General features: G+C 68.8%; 12 protein-coding genes. 7 read left to right on the top strand and 5 right to left on the bottom strand.

The window, feature by feature from the left end:
* The first annotated feature begins 84 nt into the window (after window positions 1-84).
* The gene (locus tag AB0M24_RS37290) at window positions 85-2,238 is read left to right on the top strand and encodes an SNF2-related protein (RefSeq protein WP_363778192.1); all 2,154 of its coding nucleotides are present in this window, start codon (window positions 85-87) and stop codon (window positions 2,236-2,238) included.
* Here the strand turns inward: AB0M24_RS37290 and AB0M24_RS37285 are convergent.
* Both AB0M24_RS37285 and AB0M24_RS37280 read right to left on the bottom strand, forming a co-directional pair.
* The gene (locus AB0M24_RS37285; RefSeq protein ID WP_363778191.1) at window positions 2,235-5,960 is read right to left on the bottom strand and encodes a patatin-like protein; all 3,726 of its coding nucleotides are present in this window, start codon (window positions 5,958-5,960) and stop codon (window positions 2,235-2,237) included. The two genes, AB0M24_RS37290 and AB0M24_RS37285, sit on opposite strands and share 4 nt — an antisense overlap.
* 60 nt (window positions 5,961-6,020) lie before the next feature.
* Window positions 6,021-7,772 (bottom strand): TnsA endonuclease N-terminal domain-containing protein, encoded by a 1,752-nt coding sequence (locus AB0M24_RS37280; RefSeq protein WP_363778190.1) that lies wholly within the window; start codon window positions 7,770-7,772, stop codon window positions 6,021-6,023.
* Window positions 7,773-7,863: 91 nt separating this feature from the next.
* Between AB0M24_RS37280 and AB0M24_RS37275 the strand changes: the two genes are divergently transcribed.
* Together AB0M24_RS37275 and AB0M24_RS37270 are read left to right on the top strand one after the other, a co-directional pair.
* Entirely contained in the window at window positions 7,864-8,517 is a 654-nt protein-coding gene (locus tag AB0M24_RS37275; protein WP_363778189.1) for an SAVMC3_10250 family protein, read from the top strand.
* A gap of 1 nt (window position 8,518) precedes the next feature.
* On the top strand, window positions 8,519-9,217 hold the full coding sequence (locus AB0M24_RS37270; RefSeq protein ID WP_363778188.1) for a hypothetical protein: 699 nt from the start codon (window positions 8,519-8,521) through the stop codon (window positions 9,215-9,217).
* Here the strand turns inward: AB0M24_RS37270 and AB0M24_RS37265 are convergent.
* Genes AB0M24_RS37265 through AB0M24_RS37255 form a run of 3 tightly spaced genes read right to left on the bottom strand, consistent with a single transcriptional unit; the run spans window position 9,201 to window position 14,473 of the window.
* Complete coding sequence (locus tag AB0M24_RS37265; protein ID WP_363778187.1) at window positions 9,201-10,370, bottom strand: FHA domain-containing serine/threonine-protein kinase; 1,170 nt, start codon at window positions 10,368-10,370, stop codon at window positions 9,201-9,203. The two genes, AB0M24_RS37270 and AB0M24_RS37265, sit on opposite strands and share 17 nt — an antisense overlap.
* Window positions 10,367-13,750 (bottom strand): serine/threonine-protein kinase, encoded by a 3,384-nt coding sequence (locus tag AB0M24_RS37260; RefSeq protein WP_363778186.1) that lies wholly within the window; start codon window positions 13,748-13,750, stop codon window positions 10,367-10,369. The genes AB0M24_RS37265 and AB0M24_RS37260 overlap by 4 nt, the downstream gene beginning before the upstream one ends.
* Before the next feature lie 48 nt (window positions 13,751-13,798).
* Window positions 13,799-14,473 (bottom strand): 3-oxoacyl-ACP reductase family protein, encoded by a 675-nt coding sequence (locus AB0M24_RS37255; RefSeq protein WP_363778185.1) that lies wholly within the window; start codon window positions 14,471-14,473, stop codon window positions 13,799-13,801.
* A gap of 236 nt (window positions 14,474-14,709) precedes the next feature.
* Here AB0M24_RS37255 and AB0M24_RS37250 point away from each other — a divergent pair, with 236 nt between their 5' ends.
* From AB0M24_RS37250 to AB0M24_RS37235, 4 genes are all read left to right on the top strand, one after another.
* The gene (locus AB0M24_RS37250; protein WP_363778184.1) at window positions 14,710-15,450 is read left to right on the top strand and encodes a response regulator transcription factor; all 741 of its coding nucleotides are present in this window, start codon (window positions 14,710-14,712) and stop codon (window positions 15,448-15,450) included.
* On the top strand, window positions 15,437-17,668 hold the full coding sequence (locus AB0M24_RS37245) for an ATP-binding protein (protein ID WP_363778183.1): 2,232 nt from the start codon (window positions 15,437-15,439) through the stop codon (window positions 17,666-17,668). Before AB0M24_RS37250 ends, AB0M24_RS37245 begins: the two co-directional genes overlap by 14 nt.
* A 74-nt stretch (window positions 17,669-17,742) precedes the next feature.
* The gene (locus AB0M24_RS37240) at window positions 17,743-18,858 is read left to right on the top strand and encodes a hypothetical protein (protein WP_363778182.1); all 1,116 of its coding nucleotides are present in this window, start codon (window positions 17,743-17,745) and stop codon (window positions 18,856-18,858) included.
* Window positions 18,855-19,433 carry a restriction endonuclease gene (locus AB0M24_RS37235; RefSeq protein ID WP_363778181.1) on the top strand — a complete coding sequence of 193 codons (579 nt, stop codon included), beginning with the start codon at window positions 18,855-18,857 and terminating at the stop codon, window positions 19,431-19,433. Before AB0M24_RS37240 ends, AB0M24_RS37235 begins: the two co-directional genes overlap by 4 nt.
* Window positions 19,434-19,441 lie beyond the last annotated feature (8 nt).

Genomic DNA, 19,441 nt, shown 5'->3' with positions numbered 1-19,441 from the left:
GCTCGGACATGTCGCTGACAAAGCTCTGACACCGGCTGTCAGTCAGGTTTCGGTACTCTCTGACGGCCTGACGGAAGGACACGGGTGGACGACTCGTCGAAGGTCGGTAGGCACGCGCGCGCGGTGCTGGCCGCTGCCAGGGCGTTTCGCGCCGAGGCCGCGGAGGTGCGCGCGGAGCCGGATCGGTTGCTCGCGCTCGCCGCTGCGCAGTACCAGGTGGTGCGGGATGCGCTGGTGGCCGAGCAGCTGCGCGCCATGCCGGTGGAGAAGCTTCGGGACACGAAGGCGAACCTGCGGCTGAGCAAGCTGAAGGCCGCTGGGTACGTCACTGTCTCTGACGTCGTCGAAGCGCGCCTGGACCAGCTCGACGGCGTGCCTGGCGTCGGGAGGCAGTCGGCTGAGCAGATTGTCCGGGTTGCCCGGTCTGTTGTGGACGGTGTCGCACGTGACACGACTGTCCGGTTGAACCCAGATCGCGCTGATCGTGCTCAGACCGAGCTGTTGCAGCTGATGTCCAAGCTGCGCAGGGCGAACCAGCTCGTCGGTCCGCTGCGTGAGCCGCTCGGGGACGTGCTGGGCAGGGTCGACGCCGACGTGCGTGCCGCGTCGCGTGCCTGGAGCCGGGTGCGGATGTTCTTCTCGTTGCGGAAGAACCGGCAGGCCGCTCTCGACTCGCTCGGCCGGCTCGAGGCTCTGCTGGCCAGTCGTGACGTGGCGGCGTTGCGCGCGGTGGGCAAGCAACTACGGGTGCCGGATCTGGACAATCGCGCGCTGTGGCGCGACTACGAGCTCGACGCGGCCGCCTACAACACGCTGCTCGCCGACCTCGCTGGCGCGGACGGGGTGCCGGATCGCAGTGCTGCCAAGGGATTCGTTCCGGCGGAGATCGAGCACGAGGTCGACGCGACCACACTGGACACCAGCCTGCTGAAGGTGTCGTTGCGCGGCTACCAGGTATTCGGGGCCAAGTTCGCGCTGGCTCGTCGGCGCGTCATCATCGGCGACGAAATGGGGCTGGGCAAGACGATCGAGGCCATCGCGGTGATGGCCAGCCTCGCGGCCGACGGGCGGCGCGGGTTCCTGGTGGTCTGTCCGGCGAGCGTCGTCGTCAACTGGGTCAACGAGATCGCCAGGCACAGCGACCTCGTGCCGCACCGGATGCACGGCGCGGGCCGCGACGGCGCGGTCGGCACGTGGCTGGCGCAGGGCGGTGTCGGCGTGACGACGTTCGGCACGTTGCCGAAACTGGTGCTGCCGAAGAGGTTCCGCCCGGCGCTGGTCGTGGTCGACGAGGCGCACTACGTCAAGAACCCGGACACGCAGCGCTCGCAGGCAGTAAACACGGTCGTGCAGCGCGCGGAACGGGCGGTGCTGCTCACCGGCACGCCGATGGAGAACCGGGTCGAGGAGTTCCGCACCCTGGTCGGCTATCTGCAGCCCGGCGTCGCGGCGCGCACGGGGTCCATCGACGCTGTGGTGGGAGCAAAGGCTTTCCGTCGGGTCGTCGCGCCGGTTTACCTGCGGCGCAACCAGGAGGACGTGCTGGGGGAGTTGCCGGAGCTGCTGGAGGTGGAGGACTGGGTCGAGTTCGGCAGGCAGGACCGGCGCGCGTACCTCGACGCGGTGCGCGAGGGGAACCTGATGGCCATGCGCCGCGCCGCCTTCGCACCGGGCACGCCCCGCGGCTCGGCGAAGCTGGAGCGGTTGCTGGAGATCATCGAGGAGTCGAGGGACAACGGCTGGAAGGTCGTGGTGTTCTCGTACTTCCACGACGTGCTGGACGCGGTCGCGGACCACGTCCCAGAACAGGCTCGGGTCTTCGGCCCCCTGACCGGTGCGACGTCGGCGCAGGGCCGTCAGCAGCTGGTGGACGCGTTCACGGCGTGCGAGGACCACGCGGTGCTGGTGGCCCAGATCGAGGCGGGCGGCGTGGGGCTCAACATCCAGGCCGCGTCCGTGGTGATCATCGCCGAGCCGCAGTGGAAACCGAGCACCGAGGACCAGGCGATCGCCCGTTGTCACCGGATGGGCCAGGTTCGCAAGGTCCACGTGCATCGGTTGCTGGTCAAGGACAGCGTGGACGCACGGGTGCAGGAGGTCCGCGACCACAAGACCCTGCTGTTCGACCACTACGCGCGCGAAAGCGACACGAAGCACTCACACGCGAGCGCGCTGGACTCGGCGGTGTCGGTGGAGCAACGGGTGGTGCAGGCCGAGCAGCAGCGGCTAGGGCTCTAGGTTCCGGGCGCCACAGAGGGCTTCAACTTGGCGCGGATCTTGTCCGCGATCCTTTGTCCTGGCGGCCGGACTGTGAAGTCGATGTCCTCGTCGTCGCTGCGCTCGACCAGGTAGTTGCACAACAAGCCGTGCGTTTCGAGTCGATCCCGAAGGCGTTGCTCGATGTTGTCCGAGGGATAGGTCGCCCGGCTGGCTTCCCCGACCAGCATCCGGCGGATCTTCCCGCGTGCCCGCAACGGCACCAGCCAGGGAACCACCAGCAACAGGACAGCGGCCGAGAGCAGTGCGGTGGTGATGGTGGCTTTGGTCATCCACTGCCGCGGGTCCAGCAAGCCGGGGAAGGGGAAGTACGACAGCAGCAAGGCGAGCGCGAGGAACGCGATGCCGTACACGGTTGCCCAGCCCGCGATGACGGCGGCGGGGTGTCCTGCGCGCTGACGGACCCACGTCTTCTTCGAACCCCAGTGCCACACCTTGAACTGCCGGCCCGCCCAGTAGGCGACAGCGATTCCGAACGCCGATGCCACCAGGCCGGGGAGGAACAACTCCGCTCGCCAGTCCACATCGGACATGTCCGGCAACTTCGTCCACGCCTTGAACCACACGACAGCAACCGCGATAGCAACGATGCCCACGACGACGCTGACGGTTCCTCGTCTGTCCCACGCGGCTGCCAGCGGAGTCTTCCTGACCGCGGGCACGCTGCCGAGCAGGATGAGCACGACTGCCGCGATGAGAATCCCGACGAGACTGACGGCCGCGGTCGCCGCCTCGGTGGCGTTCTGTGCGACTGCGGGGTCGGGATGGGTCCACCTGTCGATGGCGAAAGTGGTGAGAGGAACGACAGGTGTCAGCAGTATCAGCCCGTGCAGGATCGTTCCTGACCGCAGCGCCGCGTAGCCGAACATGGTCAGCACCAGGCCGGCCCCGATGGTCGTGGCCGGTGCGATCGCCCAGGCCGGCAACAGCGTGAACATGGCCAGCACGAACATCGCGATGCCCAGCGTTCCTGCGGTGAGTGCGAGACCTTGTGCGACTCTGCTGCCCGCGGTCAGGCCGGTGACCATCCAGTAGGGGAGCAGCGCCCCACCTCGCAGCGCCCTGGTGACCGGTTTGACGATGCCGAGGCCGGATTTCTCGCTGTCCAGGACGGTGACAGCGACAGCTGCGGCCGTGGTCGCGGTGCGGATCATCTGGTCGCTGCCGGCCTCGTCCGAGAGCTGTTCGCGCCCGATTCCGGCCTTGTCAAAGGCTTTCAGCGCGTCGAGGGCGTTCTTGACGTTGTCGGCCAGATTCTCGTCGAAGGCTTCGGCGGAGGGGAGCTTCTCCAGCAGTTGGCTGTGTTCCTTGAGGAACAGCGTCCCGTTCGACCGCAGGTTCCCGCCTTCGTTCGCGTCGGCGAGGATCGCGAACCGCAACATGGGCAGCTCCTCGCAGATGATGCGGAGGTGCAGGCCCCACGCCGCCAACTCGACCAGCGCGGGCACGGACGGAGGACACTCCACATCGGACTTCGCGGCGTGGACGGCGTTGAGCTCGTTCTGCGCCAGTGGGACCAGGCGGCTGAGCTTGTCGGGGACGACGCCGAACAGGTCCTCGACCAGTGCGTCCACGATCTCGTCCGCGGGCTTCTTGTGGTACATGTGCTGCTGGCGCAGCCGTTGGGGCTCGAAGACGATCTTGCACAGCGTGGTGGCCGCGTCGAACCTGCCCCAGATCCAGTCGTTCATCCGCCAGGAACGCTTCAGGAATCCTGAGAATCGCGCGAGTGATGCTCCGCCGGCCTTGTCATCGGGCAGCCGTGACTGTTCGGCGAAGGCGTTTTCTGTTTGAAGGCTCACCTGGGCCAGCTCGACCGGCTGGTCGAATCCGGTCCTGGAGGGGTTGCTCAGGCACGTGGTGCCGATCTCCAACGCGAGCAGCCGCGACACCCACCGGTCGGATCTGCACTGGCTGCAGTCGCATCCGTCCTCGCCGGCCCACCTACCGGCGGACAGCAAGCCCTGCCACGCTCCGAGCTCGGCGAGCCGCACCTCCTCAGGGCTCAGTCCGTGGAGCGTCTCCTGCACGCTGTCGATGATCGACCCGATGCTCAGGACCTGCTCGCGAATGCCCGCTCCCTCCACAGGGGCGGGGCCCACCATGCGCTGCTCGAAATAGTTCAGGCGTCTCTTCCAGAACAGGGGATCGAGCCCTGCACCGCCCGGCACGGGGCCGCCGTCGTCGAGCTGTTCGCGGAGCTCTCTGATCTTGCACCGCGCCTTGTGCAACTCCAGCCGCGCGGTCTTGATCCTGGTGCACTCGTTGTCGGATGAGACCACCCAGATGAGACGTTTGAGCAGATCAAGCGCTGCGGAGGCGAGCCGTTCCGCCATGGTGAAGCCCCATGGCCAGCCGGGCTCGTTCCGGACGATGCTCGGCGGAGCCGCGGCAGGTAAGTACGGCAGCAGGCCGAAGTCGCGCTGGGCGTGTTCGGCCGCGGCACGCGCGCGTTCGAACGACCAGCCCGCGTTCGATCCACTGACGTCGAGCTGTCGTGTGGTCACCTCACGGGCGGCGTACCGGATCTGCACGTCCTTGTAGTGGGGATAGAGGTTCTCGGCGAGTTCGTAGACCGCCTCCACCAACGACTCGTCGGGACGTTGCAGGCGTTTGAGCAGATCGTTGCGGCCGCCTCGTCTCGACGCCGCCATGCGGTTGTGTTCTTCGACCTTCTCCACGTACGTGCGGCCGCTTTGGCTGTACATGGCGCTGAACAACTTCCCGCCTGCGCCGACGACGCTCGGTGTTTTCGTCGTGGTGTCGGCCTTGGGCTCGTCAGCTGCTTCAGGCGCGTGCGGGTACACGAGCAGCATGACGCGACGGACCGGCCCTTCGGCCGGCATCCGGTCGATCGCCTCGATGGCCTCCTTGGTGGGCGTGTTCACCAGCACGCCGCCGTCCACTGCGAACCGGGACCTGTCGGTGCTCGCGTCCTTGAACCAGCTCGCGAACTCGCCCATGTCCAGCTGTTCGCCTTGGCTGCCAACCCGAACGTACGACGGCTCGAATGCGAACGGGAAGGACGCCGTCGACCGCGCGGCGAGCGCGAGCCGTTGAACGAGGTCCTCGCGCTGGTTCTCGTCGCCGGGATCGAAGTCGCGCCGCAACTTGTCGCGCGGAGGGACAGCCCAGTCGTACGGATCGCGGCGAAACGAGAAGCTGCCCTGGTGGATCGTCTGCGTGAGCGACTGGCCGAGGTCGTCGTAGGTCACCTTGGGGACGCCGTTCAACAGCGTGGTGGTGATGCGCAGGTCGATGGGGCGTTCCTCGGGAGGCATCGAGGCGAAGTTCTTGAGCAGTCCGCGAAGCGCGTCCTGCAGCTTGGGCAGGAAGAACTCGTCTCCCTGCAGCAGCGACGCCGGCTGACCGTTGAACGGTTGCCGCAGCAACCGCTCGAACCGTCCCTGTTCTACCCAGAGGTCGCGCAGGGAATGGAGGTCCGCTTTCGCGTTCACCTGGGACAGCGCGAGCGCGGCGCCGTTGATCCCGCCTGCCGAGGTGCCGGTGATGACGTCGGCGCGCGCCTCACATCCCACGATGTCCAGCAGGGTCGCGTAGACGCCCTTCCTGCTGGTCAGCCGGTCGAGCTCGAGCACGACCCCGCCCATCCAGACCGCGAGGCTCACTCCGCCGTTGAGAACTACCGCGACGCGGATTTCCTCGGGAGGTGTACTGGCCATGGTGGCCTCCGTCCGGCGGGACGACGTGGTGTTGATAGATCGCCGCACACCGCGCCAGAGTTACCGCGAGCCGCGGCCCAGCGGGCTGGTGGACAGGCGGTACGGCTGGGTGTGCCAGCACCACCCGTGGCGCAGGACGAGAGCCGCCAGCTCGGCGTGCGTGATGTGGTGGCGCAGCATCAGGGCCCGGATCGACGGCCAGTCGGTGACACCGCCCTGCACGGCGGCGACCACGGCGTCCTCTTTCGCTGCGACCACTTCCTTGCGCAGGAGGTCGGCAGGCGTGCGATAGCCGTCGGTGGCGGCGAAACCCCAGCCGCGGGCACGGCAGAAGTCGGTCGCCGCGGCGAACTTGACCACGTTCTCGTACAGCGCGAAGTCGACGGCGGAAGCTTTGAGCTCCACGACCAGGCGTCGTCCGTCGGCCAGGTCGACGACGAAGTCCGGGTAGTACGTGCGCTCGTTGCCGTACAGGCGGTAGGGGATTGCCAGGGGTTGCTCGCAGAACGTCCGCACGAGGGTGGAGGCGTCCAGCCGTTGCACGAACCACAGTTCGACGCCCGACTCGAAGCTCACGTCCCGGTTCAGCGATCGCGCGAACCACTCGCCTGACTCGCCACGACCGTCCGCGCGAGGGCTGCGCAGTGGGTGAAGATCGTGACCGAGCAAGGGTTCTTCCGCGCCGGCGGGCCAGTCGGTGTTCTCGACGAGGAACTGGACGCGGGCGTTGAGCCTGCCGAGCCACTTCTCCTCGCGGAGCTCCGCCAGGCGTTCGGTTTCCCGGCGTTGCGCGACTTCCTTGACCCTGACGGCGAGTTCCTGGCCTTCTGCGGTCGAGCAGCCGCAGAGCGCCGCCACGGCCCGTGTGGCCTCGCTCTGAGGTGCGAGCGGAACCGCGAGATCCACGAAGGACAACACGAGGTCCGGGTCGAGCACGCCGTCGTCGCCTGTCAGCGCGGCCAGCAGCGCGCCGTGCACGTGGTCCCACGCGCGGAAGACCTTGCCCGGCTCCCGAGTGCGCAAGGTCCTCAAGGCGCGGGTCTGGCGCTGGCGGACGCGTTCTCCGGTGATGCCGTACCGCTCGCCGATCGCCGCGAGCGTCGTGCCTTCGCCCTCCAGCCCGAGCCTCTCGAGCAGCAGCAGACGATCTCCCCGCCGCACCCTGGTCAGACCCGCTCTGAGCAGCTCGGCTCCCGTCCACCTCACCTCGTCGGCCTGGTCGCGCACCTGAGTGGCGGTGATCCGGAGGAGCTCGACGTTGGGCCAGTCGCACTCGACCACCCAGTCGGAGAGGGTCAGCCTGCCGCAGGTGTGGTGCAGGCGGCGGCCTGTCTCCAGCAGCACCTCCCGCTCCACGCGCGCCAGCACGCCGATCTCCGCCGCGCCGTGCGGGAAGCCGGTGGTCTGGCCGGTGATCGACGCCCAGGCCCCGGTGATCTCGTCCGGGGTCGCCGTCGGTACCCAGTGTTCGCTCAGACTCCGTTGTACCGCGGGCTTTTCCTCGGTGAACTGCCGGCCGGTCGCCCGATCCGCACGGTCGTTGTGCGCCGCCAGCAGCCCTTCCGCGCGCTTGCGCAACTCCTCACGAGCCCACTCGAACGCGTGCAGGTAGCCGTCGGTCTCGTGCCTGTCGAACTCGCGCACGTCCCGCACGAGCGTGGCGACACGGGCGGAGATCGACAACACCGACCGGCCGTGCCGCTGGGCGATCTCGGTGGCCGTGAACGTGTCGCGGACTTCCCGCAGCAGCTCGTCCTCTTCGTTCTCGGACCACCGCTTTCCGCCGCGCGGCGAACTCCCCCCAGAGATCATCACTCATCGTTTGTAGCAGAACGTGTGGTTGTGCCGTGGCACAACGGCCAGACCCGCTAGCCTCCAGTGCGACAACTCGGAGAGGGGCCGGATGTCGTTTCGCTACTACTTCTACATCAGCGACGCCAAGGTCGACATGCTGCTCGCGCAGATCGACCCGGCTGCCAGGAACAAGCGCACCTCCGAGATGTCGCTCGGCGTCAGCGTCGCCAAGGCCAAGCGCACCGTCGAGGACACCGGTGAGCAGGTGGGGCGGCTGGAACGGGTCGTGCGCCACCTCAACGAGCACGGCGACGTCGGCTCGATCGAGGAGCCGGGCCAGTTCTTCTGGGGCCTGCTGCCGATGCAGTGGGGGCCGATCGTCACGGAGAGCGGTTCTTCCCTGCTGTACTTCGGCGGACGGGACGAGCGCACGGTGGTCGGGCTCGGCGGGTCCGCGGGGCACGTGGTCGGCGCGGCACACGCTGAACCACGTCCGCCGTCGCCGTCGCTGCTTCCCGTGTTGCTCGACCTGATCGACGATGGTGCGCAGGACGCCGGCGAGAACCAGGACCACGACCAGACCGACGCGGCCGCACTCGCGTCGGTGCACCGGGCGAACAGCAGGCTGCGAGGGCCGGTGCAGAACGTCGAGTTCCTCGCCAAGCGGTTGCTGTCCGGGCCGAGTCCGTATCCGGAGCTCGACGGCAGGGACGACATGAGGGTTCTGCTCGGCAGCCCTCTTTACGTCGCGCTGGTCGACTGAGATGCGTGCGCAGCAGCTGGAGGCGGCGTGTGAGGTGATGACGTCGCTGGCCCTCTACCCGTTGATCTTCGAAGCGGGGGAGGACGGCGTCTTCATCGTCGCGACGATGCACGAGAACGCGCTGCGGTCACGCAGCAGGGGGCCGTACACGCCGGACAACCTGCCTCCCGAGGTGATGGCGATGCTCCAGCGGATCTCGTTGAAGTGGTCCATCAGACCGGAAACGCCCGAGTTCACCGTCGAAGGTGGTGGCAGGTGGCCGGTTCTGCTGATGCACCTGCCGGTCAGCCAGGTCACCGTGCGGTTCGTGGTGCCGGAGGACGCGCCCCCGATCGACGAGCCCGCGCCGAACAACGTCGGTCCGGTGGGCGACATCAAGATCGCGCTGAGGTTCGTCGCCGAGACCCTGCGGGCGGCGGCGAGCACAGTCGGCGGCGAGCCGCCCGTGTCGATCCGCCTGGCACATCCGCCGAATCCCCGCTACGAGGAGGACAGAGCGAGGATGCCCGCGGACTTCCGTCACCTCGTCCACTCGGTTACGCCGACGATCGAGCTCGACCGGAGTCTCTGCGGCCCCGAGCAGCTGCGAGCCCACGACGCGGCGGTGAAGTCGCACTCCTACAGCCAGGGGGTCGAACCCTTGGGGCGCAACGGTTTCGCCCTGTGGATCGGCGGTGCTCGCGTCACGGCGCTCGGCTGAGGGTAAGCGCGTCGGCGAGCTCGTCCGCTCTGGTGATCAGGTGGGCGGGCGAGTCGACGAGCGCTTCGTCGATCACGCTCGCCAGCCGTGCGGGCAGGCCGGGCAGGCGTTCGCGCACGGGCACGACCGGCGCGTGCAACGCGACCGTGACCTCGTCGGAGCCCCGTGGGAAGTCACGGGGTGTCGCTCCGGTCAGCATCCAGTACAGGCACGCCGCGGTGGCCCACACGTCCACCTCCGGCCCGGCGTCGCGGAAGCCCATGAGCTGGGAGCGCGGCACGAACGGGATGCTGCCGCCGAACCCGCCCGTCCGCGTGTGGCCGGACAGCCCGGCGTGCTCGAACGCCTTGGCGAGGCCGAAATCGGCGAGCTTCGCGATCGGCCGGTCGGCAGGGCCGGTGAGCAGGATGTTGTGCGGCTTGACATCCCGGTGCACCAGACCGGTGGCCAGGCCGTCGACACCCGGCACCGGTGCCGTGTGCGCGTAGGCGAGTCCGTCCAGGACCTGCAGCGTGAGCGGGAGCGCCAGGTCGAGCGGCAGCGGTCCGCGGCGGGCGACCAGCGCGTCGAGGTCACCGCCGGGGCAGTACTCACAGGCGAACCAGAACTCGTTGCCAGACAAGGCGTTGCCGCGGAAATCCACGATGTGCGGATGGCGCAGCGCGCGAATGCTCTCGTACTCGCGCAGGAACGCGAAGCGCGCGTTCTCGTCCACGAACTCGTCGTACGCCGTCATCACCTTCAGGGCGACGAGCGAGCCGGAGTCGTTGTCCCGAGCCAGATGCACGGTTCCCTGCGCTCCGCGCCCCAGCTCGTGGAGCACCTCGTAGCCGGGAAACGGTGTCGGCACGGATTCGACGGCGATCCGGATCACGACGCCGGGCACGCCGCCGAACCGGATCTCGTCGCCGTCCACCAGCACCCGTTCGCCGTCCACGCGCTGCCCGTTGACGTACGTCCCGTTCAGACTCGCCAAGTCCACAACGGACACTCGCGGCGGGCTGATCTCCAGCCGGCAGTGCCGCCGGGACACGCGGTCGTGCGCGATCCTGATCGCGCACTCGTCGAGCCGCCCGACCACGCACGTCGCGGGTTCGGTGAAGCGCTGCTCCAGGGCTGCCACGCCGTCGTCCACGACGATGGTCACCGTCACGCGCCGGCCTCGAACTCGTAGTCCCACTCCAGTTCCCACAGCCGCAGCACCGGCGTGAGATCGGTCGAGAGCAGCAGGCGGTCCTCGGCGGCGAACCGGACGCTCATGACGTCCACGACGTGGCCTTCGAGGACGTGCGTGCGGCTTTGCGTCCGAAGGTCCCAGATCTGCACGGAGACGTTTTGAGCCACTGCGGCGTAGCGGCCGTCCGTCGTCAGCGCCACAGCCTCCGCGCGGACCGGCAGTCGGCATCGGACCTGTCCGGTCGCGGCGTCCCAGATCATGAGCTGGTCGAACCTCCCGGTGCCGGCTGCCGTGCGCCCGTCCGCGCTCAGCGCGAACACGTCCGTGCCGCCGCGTTCCGGAATCTTGTACGCGAGGTCGCCGGTGTTCACGTTCCACGCGACGAAACCGTCGAGCTCGGTCGCGAACAACAGATCACCTTCCCGGCTGAACCGCAGGAGCCCCGTCCAGATGCTCGACGGAAGCTGGAACCGGCGACGGCCGGTGGTGGCGTCCCACACCCGGATCGCTTGCTCGCTGTGGTTGCGCGACGCGACGGTGTGGCCGTCAGGGCTCACGGCAACCGCTTCCACCACCTGGTCGTGCGCCAGGATGGTGCGCCGGTGCGTGGCGCGGTTGTCGATGTCCCAGACGCACACCGCGCCGCTTTCGTGCCCGATGGCCACCTGCTCGCCGTTCGTGTGGAGCGACCGCACCCTGCTCTCGTCGCCGAACATCGGCAGGGTCCGGCCGTCTGCCAGATCCCAGAGGAATGCTCCGCCGCCGTAGTCCGCTGTCACGACACTTCGGTCGTCGCGGGACATGCTGATCGTGTGGACGTGGCCGGGCGTTTGGTCGGGGAACTCGCCGAGGCACTCGCCGGTCGCGACGTCCCAGACTCGGGTGCGTCCGTCCGTGCCGCCGGTGACCAGCCATTCGCCGTCCGCGGTCACCTCCAGGCTCACCCGCGGTGTGAAGATCCACGTTCCCTGCATCGACCAGCGCGACCACACTCCGAGCGGAGCGGTCCGGGTGCCGTGCCGACCTGCTTGCGCCCACAGCGTTCTGAGGTCTGGATGACGGTCGAAACCCGGTACGCCGCGGGCCTGCCGGAGCACCGCCGCGGCCCGCGCCGGGCTGCCGTCGTCCAGCAACGTGCCCGCTCGCGCGACCAGGCCGTGGAACTGGCGCTCCCGTGCGTCCAGTTCACCCGCCTCGGCCGGCCGGACGTAGTGCCACGGCGCGAGATATCCCCGGGCGGGCAGGTGGTGAACCTGAACCTGGCCCTCCAGCACCAAAGCGATGCGCCCGTCGGCACTGATCGCGATGTCGTCGAGCCGGGTGAAGATCACGCCGAGCTTCACGTCGATCGATCGGACGCATCGGCCGGATGCGGTGTCCCACACCCGCAACGGCAGGCTGGACAACTCGGCCACGGAGACGGCGACGCTTCCGTCTCCGGACACCGCGATGCGGGAGTACGCGGTGATGAGGTTTGGAGCTTCGCTTCGGGTTTCGCCAGTGCGCGTGTCCCACACCCCCAGCTTTCCGTGCCGGCGGTACAGCAGCACATGGCTGCCGTCCGCAGTCAGCTTCGCCTCGTCGATGCCGGTGAGGTAGCCCTCTTTCGTCCGGCTGAGGCGAGGACCGGGCCTGCCGGTGACAGCGTCCCAAGTGAACACGTGGTGGTCGCTCCCGTCACCGCACACGGTGACGACGCGCGTTCCCCGTCCGTCCAACGCGACGGCCACGGCCGGCGGTTCCGCGGTGAGCTCCAGCCGGCACGTGCCCGTGTCGAAGTCCCAGACGCGCACGGCTCCGCCGCGGTGCACTGTCGCGCCGGTCCTGCCGGTCCGGTCCAGCGCGACAGCTGTCACCTCGTCGTCGGGGAGTGCGCACAGACGGGTGGCGGCATCGTGGAGTTCGACGGCACCGCCGGTGCGCGCGACCAGGAAACGGCTGCCGTCAGCGGAGATCGCGATGATCGTCACCTTCCCCTCGCCGTGCGTTTCGCGCAGCACAACGAGGTCCGTCGGCGACCACACCACGGCGCGCCCGTCCGCGGTGCCGAGCACGGCCACCGAGCCGTCCTCGCTGAGCGCCGTGCAGGTGGCGGCGGCGCCGAATCCGTTGATCAGTGCGGGTTGCGGTGTTCGCGAGCGTTCGGCGAGCACGACCCGTGCGGCGTCGAAGTCGGGAGAACCTGGCGCGTCCTGCAGCAGACGCTCCGCCGCTTCGTCGTTGCCCCGTTCGAGTTCGACGAGCCCGAGCAGGTGGTCGACGCTCTGGTCGCCGTTCGTCAGCTCGCGCACGCGGTCCAGTTCGGACACGACCTCCACGTCGGTCATCCGCCCGAGCCGCCAGCGGTACAGGCCCCAGTTGTAGACGGCGGGCAGGTGGTGCGGGTCGACGTTCACCGCCTGCCGCCACAGCTCCTCGGCCTCGTCGGTGCGCCCGAGGTCCACAAGGGACAGTGCCTGGTTCGACAGGCTGTCCGCGAGCAGGCTCGCGGCTTTCGGCCGGTTCCGCGGATAGGCCGAGCCCGTCACCTCGGCGTAGTGGGTCACCAGAGCCTCGGCCGCCTCACCGAGATCCGCCGGCCGGGCCTGCGGATCCTCCTGGAAGCACTGTCGCAGCAGTTCCGCCACGTTCTGTGGGATGCGCGGAGCACGAGGGTTCCACGGGCCGTCCGCCAGCAACGCTTCCAGTGCGAAAGGGGCGGCTTGCCCGTAGCGGCACGGAGTCCTGCCGACGAACATCTCCAGCACCGACAAGGCCCACGACCACACGTCGGTCGCATTCGTGAGTTGCACCTGCGCGCCCGCGGCGGCCGCCGCCTGCTCGGGAGAACTGTATTCACGCGTCCTGAAAGCGTGGCTCGCCGTGGCCAGCCCGAAGTCGGTGATCTTGGAGATGTCCCCGTCGAGCATCACGTTGGCCGGCTTGACATCCCGGTGCACGATGCCCTGGTCGTGCGCGTGCCCGATACCCCAGGCCGTCTGGATGGAGATGTCCAGAATGCGCGCCGTCGAATCCTGGGTATCGGCGCCGTACAGATCTCCCCGGGACACGGCGGTCGCGAGGCTGCCGCCGTCCACCCATTCGGCGAACACGCAGGGAACTTCGTCGATGCGGCGCACGTACGCGCACCCGACCACGTTCGGATGCAGCCCGAGGCCGACCCAGGTCCCGGCCTCGTCCTCGAACCGCTCGCGATCGGCGTGCGTGGCCACCCACTCGGCTCTCGGCGTCTTGATCGCGAGATCGACCTGCCACGTCCGGTGCCGCACCCGGTAGACCAGGCCCATTCCGCCACTGCGCACGACGTCGAGCACGTCGTACAGGTCGAGAAGACGATCCCCCGGTTGCCACCCCACGTCGATCAGCCTGGTCGTGGTGGCGGTTCGCCGCAAGCTTCGCCGGCGTCACACGGTGAAGCCGCCGTCGACGTTCCAGTTGGCGCCGGTGATGAACGCCGCCTCGGGCCCTGCCAGGTAGCTGACGGTGCCGGCGATCTCGTGGGCCTGGCCGAACCGCCCGAGTGCCATGAGTCCGCGCAGCGTGTCCGCGATCTCGCTGTCCTCCGGGGTCATGTCGGTCGCGGTGGGGCCCACCTGGAGGTTGTTGACCGTGATGCCGCGGGGGCCGAGCTCGCGGGCCAGCGCGCGGGTCAGACCGGCTACCGCCGCCTTCGACATCGCGTAGATCGACATGCCGGGCAGGGGTACGCGGTCGGCGTTGATGCTGCCGATGTTGATGATGCGACCGGTGCCGTCGAGGTGGGGCAGCGCGGCTTGGACCGCGGCGAAGACACTGCGGACGTTGACGGCGACCACGCGGTCGAACTGCTCGATGGTCAGCGACTCGATGCCGGCCGCAGGGAGGATGCCCGCGTTGTTGACGAGCACGTCCAGGCCTCCCAGCCGGGTCACGGTCTCGTCGATCGAGCTGGACACCTGCTCGGGGTCGCCGCTGTCGGCCTGGATCGCGACCGCGGTGCCGCCGGCCTCGGTGATCTCGGCGACCAGCTTCTCCGCCGCGCCGGTCGAGGTGCTGTAGGTGAAGGCGACCGCGGCGCCGTCGCTCGCGAGTCGTCGCACGATCGCCGCTCCGATGCCGCGAGCGGCTCCCGTTACGAGTGCTCGCCGACCTGCTAGTGGTGCCGTCATTGTGCGCGCCTTTCTTTGCTTGAGCAAATGTGTTGTGACTGATTGTTTTTGGGGCGGGAACGTTCTCGGATTGCCAATTCAGTATTACGCGCGCGGCAGGTCGATATCCTGTCCCTCTCAGTGCCAGGAACCGCGCCCTCGAACGCCCGGCGTTGTGGTCCAAACGGGTGTTGTTCGCCGTGGCCGCTCACGTTCCCGCCGGTCGCCCCGACGTCCTAGACGTTGAACGAGTGAGGGGGCGGCGTTACGTGATCACGACAGGGGCGATTGACGACCATCCGATGCTGTTGCGCGGTTTGCGGGCGTATCTGGCCGATCATGCGCCGGACGTGCTGCTGGAGGCCGTGTGTCCTTCTGTGTCGGCGTTGCTGGAGGTTCAGCCCGTGCCCGCGGTGGTGCTGCTGGACCTGCTGCTCCCGGACGGCGAGCCGGTCGACCAGAACGTGCGGCGGTTGCGCGAGGCCGGTGCCCAGGTGGTGGTCTACACGTCCGACTCGCGTCCTGGGTACGTCCACCAGGCGTTGAAGGCGGGGGCTGTGGGTCTGGTGCTCAAGGGCGATCCCGAGGAGCGGGTGGTCGAGGCGATCCGGGCCGCGGCGCAGGGGCGGAGCTCGTGTTCGAGCCGGCTGGCGCACGCGATCATGGAGGACCGCCGGGCGTTCATCAGGTTCTCCCAGCAGGAGCGGGACGTGTTGTCGCTCATCGCGAAAGGCTTGCCGCGCAGGCTGGTCGCGAAGGAGCTGGGCATCAGCGAGAACACGCTGCCGACCTATCTCGACCGGGCTCGCGAACGGTATCGGGAGGCGTTGGACGTGCCTGTTCCGCCGAGTCCCGGCGAGACCATCGCGTTCGCGCTCGAGGACGGGCACATCGAGCTTCCGTATCGGCACCGCCATGACGAAGCCTGATCTGGTCGACACCTACGGCTACAGCGTCGAACGGGGCATGCAGCGGTCGTTCGCCGCGCTCGCCGTGATCTTGGTGGGGTCGCATCTGGGCACGATTCTGCCTGTGCGCGAACGGCTTCCGGTGCTCGTGCTGGTGATCTCGGCGGTGTTCGTCGTGTTCCTGGCGGTGACGGCCACGCGGGCGTGGTGGGTGCGGCTGTCGGCCGCCGACAGCGTGTCCGCGGCCGTGTTGTCGGTGGCCGCCGCGTTCACGCACCTGGTGCCCGCGGAGCAGGTGCTGCCGATGGCGACCAGGAGCAACGCCATGGTCGTGGCCGCGACGCTCGCCGCGGGCTACCAGCGCACCAGGACTGCTGTCGGTATCTGCACGGGACTGGTCATGGTCTACGTGCTGACCGCGTTGCCGCTGGACGGTCTCGGGGGAGCGCTGCTCGGGACGTGGCCGTTGCTCGCCGCACCGCTCGCCGCGGGCGCCGTGAGCAGGGTGCTCAGGCAGACGGCGGCCAGGGCGGACGCGGCCCGGCGCGGGGTGCACGAGGCACAGGTTCGCGCGGCGCAGGATGAAGCGAAAAGGGCCGCGCACAAGCAGTTCCAGCGCACTTTGCACGACGACGTGGCATCGGCTTTGCGCGCCGCCGCGACCTCGGACGTCGCTCCGGCCGAGGTCCGCAGCGCCTGCGTGGCCGCGATCGGCAGGGCGGAAGCCGCGCCCGCGCCGCCGTCGGCCGAGCTAGACGATCTGTGCGCGCGCCTTGATGAACTGCCTGAACCTGGTGGTGTGCGGGTGATTCGCGAGTGGGAGGCCGCGGTGTTCGCGCCTGCCCACGTCGTACGGGAGATGACCGACGCGGCCGCGGAACTGATGCGCAACATCGGCAAGCACGCCCGCGCCACCACGGTCTGGATCACGGTGTCCGGCGACGACACCGGGCTCGTGCTGCGGATCCGCGACGACGGCGTCGGTTTCCAGGTCGCGGCCGTGCGCGCGACGTCGCTCGGACTTCGCCGGTCCGTTGTCGGGCGGCTCGCCGAGATCGGTGGCACGGCGGAGATCACCTCACGTCCAGGGGCGGGCACCATCGCGGACCTGCGCTGGCATCGTCCCACCACCGACCAGGAGCGGCCCGCGTTCTCCCGGATGCAGGGCATGCGGTCGGCCGTGGACGACCTGCGGCAGCCGCTCGCCGCTGTCTGTTTGCCTTATCTGTTCAGCATGGCGTTGCCCGTCGTGCGCAACCTCGACGTGGCACCCGGCATGACGTGGCTCGCCGCGTGGTACGCGGTGATGGGCGTTGCGACCGTGTGGCTCATCCTGGAGGCGCGCCGACCTCCGCCGCTCTGGGCCGGGGTGCTCGCGGCGGTCTGGACGGCGGCCGGCGCGGTGGCCGGGGTGCTGGTCATCCCGGCGGACAGCCTCACGACGTTCGTGTCGTGGCCGATCGGCGCGCCGGGGCCGATGCTGGTCGTGCTGGCCACGTTGTGGCGCTGGCCGTTGGCGGTGCTGACGTTGCTGGTGGAAGAGGTCGTGCTGATCACGCTGGTGCTGCGCGGCAGGTTCGTCACCGAGGCGTTCACCGACGCGGCGCCGGCGATCACGGCGCCCGTGCTGGCCCTCGCGATGGGACTGGTGATCGCCAACACCATCGCGCGGCTCGGCGGGATCGTGTTGAGGTCCGGCGCCGAGCGCACCGCGATCGCCACGGCCGCGGCGGCACGGGAGGCGAGAACCTCGTTGCACGCCAGCAGAATCGCCGACATCGGAGCGGAGATCCTGCCGTTCCTGCGGCAGCTTTCCTCTGGCGACGACGCCCTGGTCTCGGCCGAGGCGACCCGCACGCGCGCCCGCAGGCTGGAGTGGATGGCACGCGACGAGCTGCACATCCCGGGTGTGCTGGACCCGGATCTGCGTCACCGCCTGATGGACGCCAGAGCCGGCGGTTGCGTCGTGGTGGTGCAGGCCGACACCGACACGACCGACCCACCGCAGGCCGTGCGCACGATCCTGGCCGCCGCGCTGTCGACCACGCCGCTGCCGAAGGAGCTCACCCTGACACTGTCCACAACAGACAGTTCTGTCACGGTCAACCTGCTCTGCCAGCCCAACGACGCGGCCCGCGCGACCGCGTTGAGGGCCGCGGTGCCGCAAGCCGCTCTCACCGAGTACGCGGACGAGGCCATGAACGTGGAGTTGGCCGTGGTTCCCGCCGCGTTGTCCTGACTTTCGCGGACAGCGCTCAGCACCCCTGCCGAGTCACCCTGGTGTCATCGGAACTCATCAGGGGAGTGAGCACAATGGATTCGTTGCGAGAAGCCTTCACCACACCGCAGCGCGTGGGCAAGCTCGTCATGCACGTGACGCTGACCGACGCGGTGTCGATGAAGGAGCACGGCGACGCGCACTGGCTGCCGACCATGGGCTGGTTCTACGACCAGGTCGGTGACGCCGTGGTGGGGCAGGGCGGCACGATCTGCAAGTACCTCAACGACGGCGTGGTCGCGACGTTCTCCCTGGACCTCGGCGCGGAGGCCATCAACGCCGCGATCCAGGTGCAGGAACGGATCGCGGAAGCCCAGCGGGAGAACACCTACAGATGCAACTGCGCCATCGGCATCGGCGCGGGCAAGGTCGTCGAGTTCAGCCCCGGCGTCAACGCCGACTACATCGGCACCGTCGTCGACCGTTCGGCGCGACTGGCCAACGCGGCCAACGCCGGAGCGATCTTCGTGGACACCGGGACCGTCGACGCGTCGAACATGATGCGGGTGTTCGCCAACTACGGCAACGTGATCAACCGCGAGGGCGGCCAGTACCTCTCGCAGGTCGAGGAACTGCCGGCCGCCGACTTCCCCGAGCGGATCAAGTACCGCGAGATCCTGTGGGCGGCCCAGCCGTTCAGCGTGCGGGCCCGCGAGGTCACCAACATCGTGGTCCACCCCGCGCCTTTGTCCGTGCCTGCCCAAGCCACTCCGCGCCGCCGGGAGTGGTTGCGGGGAACGGTGACCCGCTGGGTCGACGACCGCGACAACGGCTTCATCACCGCGACCGACGGCACCACGTACTTCCTACACCGCAGCCACCTCGCGGGGCAGGACGCCCAACCGGCCACGGGCACCACGGTGTTCTTCCTCCCGGAGGCCGCTCACGGCGAGGGCAAGCACGCGCGTGCCGTGTGCGTGCTGCTGTTCGGCTCGGACCTCACCGTCACGGTCGACCGGGTGTGCGTCGCGTACGGCTTCCACCGCCTGACGGACTCGCGTGGTTTCGGTCAGGACCTGTTCCTCGACCTCGGGCCGGACGCACCGACCCGTTTCGAGGTGGGGCAACACATCGAGGTGCGGATCGGGCAGAACCCGCGAGGGCCGATCGGGGCGATCATGCCGGCCGGACCTCAAGCCCTGTCCGCATGAGCACCAGGCAACGCGGCACCCGCCTCGCGATGGCGTTGTCCATCGCGGGCGGGGCCGCCGTCGTGGCGGGCGGGTTCGCCGACGGGTACTTTCAGTCGGTCGCGCTGGAACTCGGCGCTGCGTTCTCCTTGGTCGCACCGCTGGTGTGGATGGAGCGCGTGCTGGCCGACCAGTTCAAGCGGCAGGTGTCCGACAGCCTCGCCGAGGCGTTGAACGGCACCGCCAGCTCCGCGCACCCCGACGACGTCACGCGCATCCGCCGCCACTTGCTCGACCGGCTCAACGGTTCCAGTCCGTGGCAGGCCGTCCGAGCCGAACGCGCGAGCTTCGACCTCGTGCTGGAGAACGGACCTCGCCGGGTCGCGGTCGCGATCAAGCGGACGCCGTTCGCGCTCGACTCGGCGACGGTGTCCCGGTTGTACGCGGAGGCCAAGCGGGAGGGAATTCCTGAGCTCGTGGTGATCAGCTTGACGGATCCGACCGATCTGGCGCGCAGCTTTGCCGCGAACACGCCAGGGCTCACGTTGCTCGACGAGTCGGACTCGCTCAACGCGTGGCTGGAGAAGCTGGCGTGACCGGGGTT

It is taken from the genome of Lentzea sp. NPDC051838, from assembly GCF_040681245.1.
Classification (GTDB): Bacteria; Actinomycetota; Actinomycetes; order Mycobacteriales; family Pseudonocardiaceae; genus Lentzea.
The sequence above is the reverse complement of the archived record's forward strand: the minus strand, read 5'-3'. Positions and strand labels throughout refer to the sequence as shown.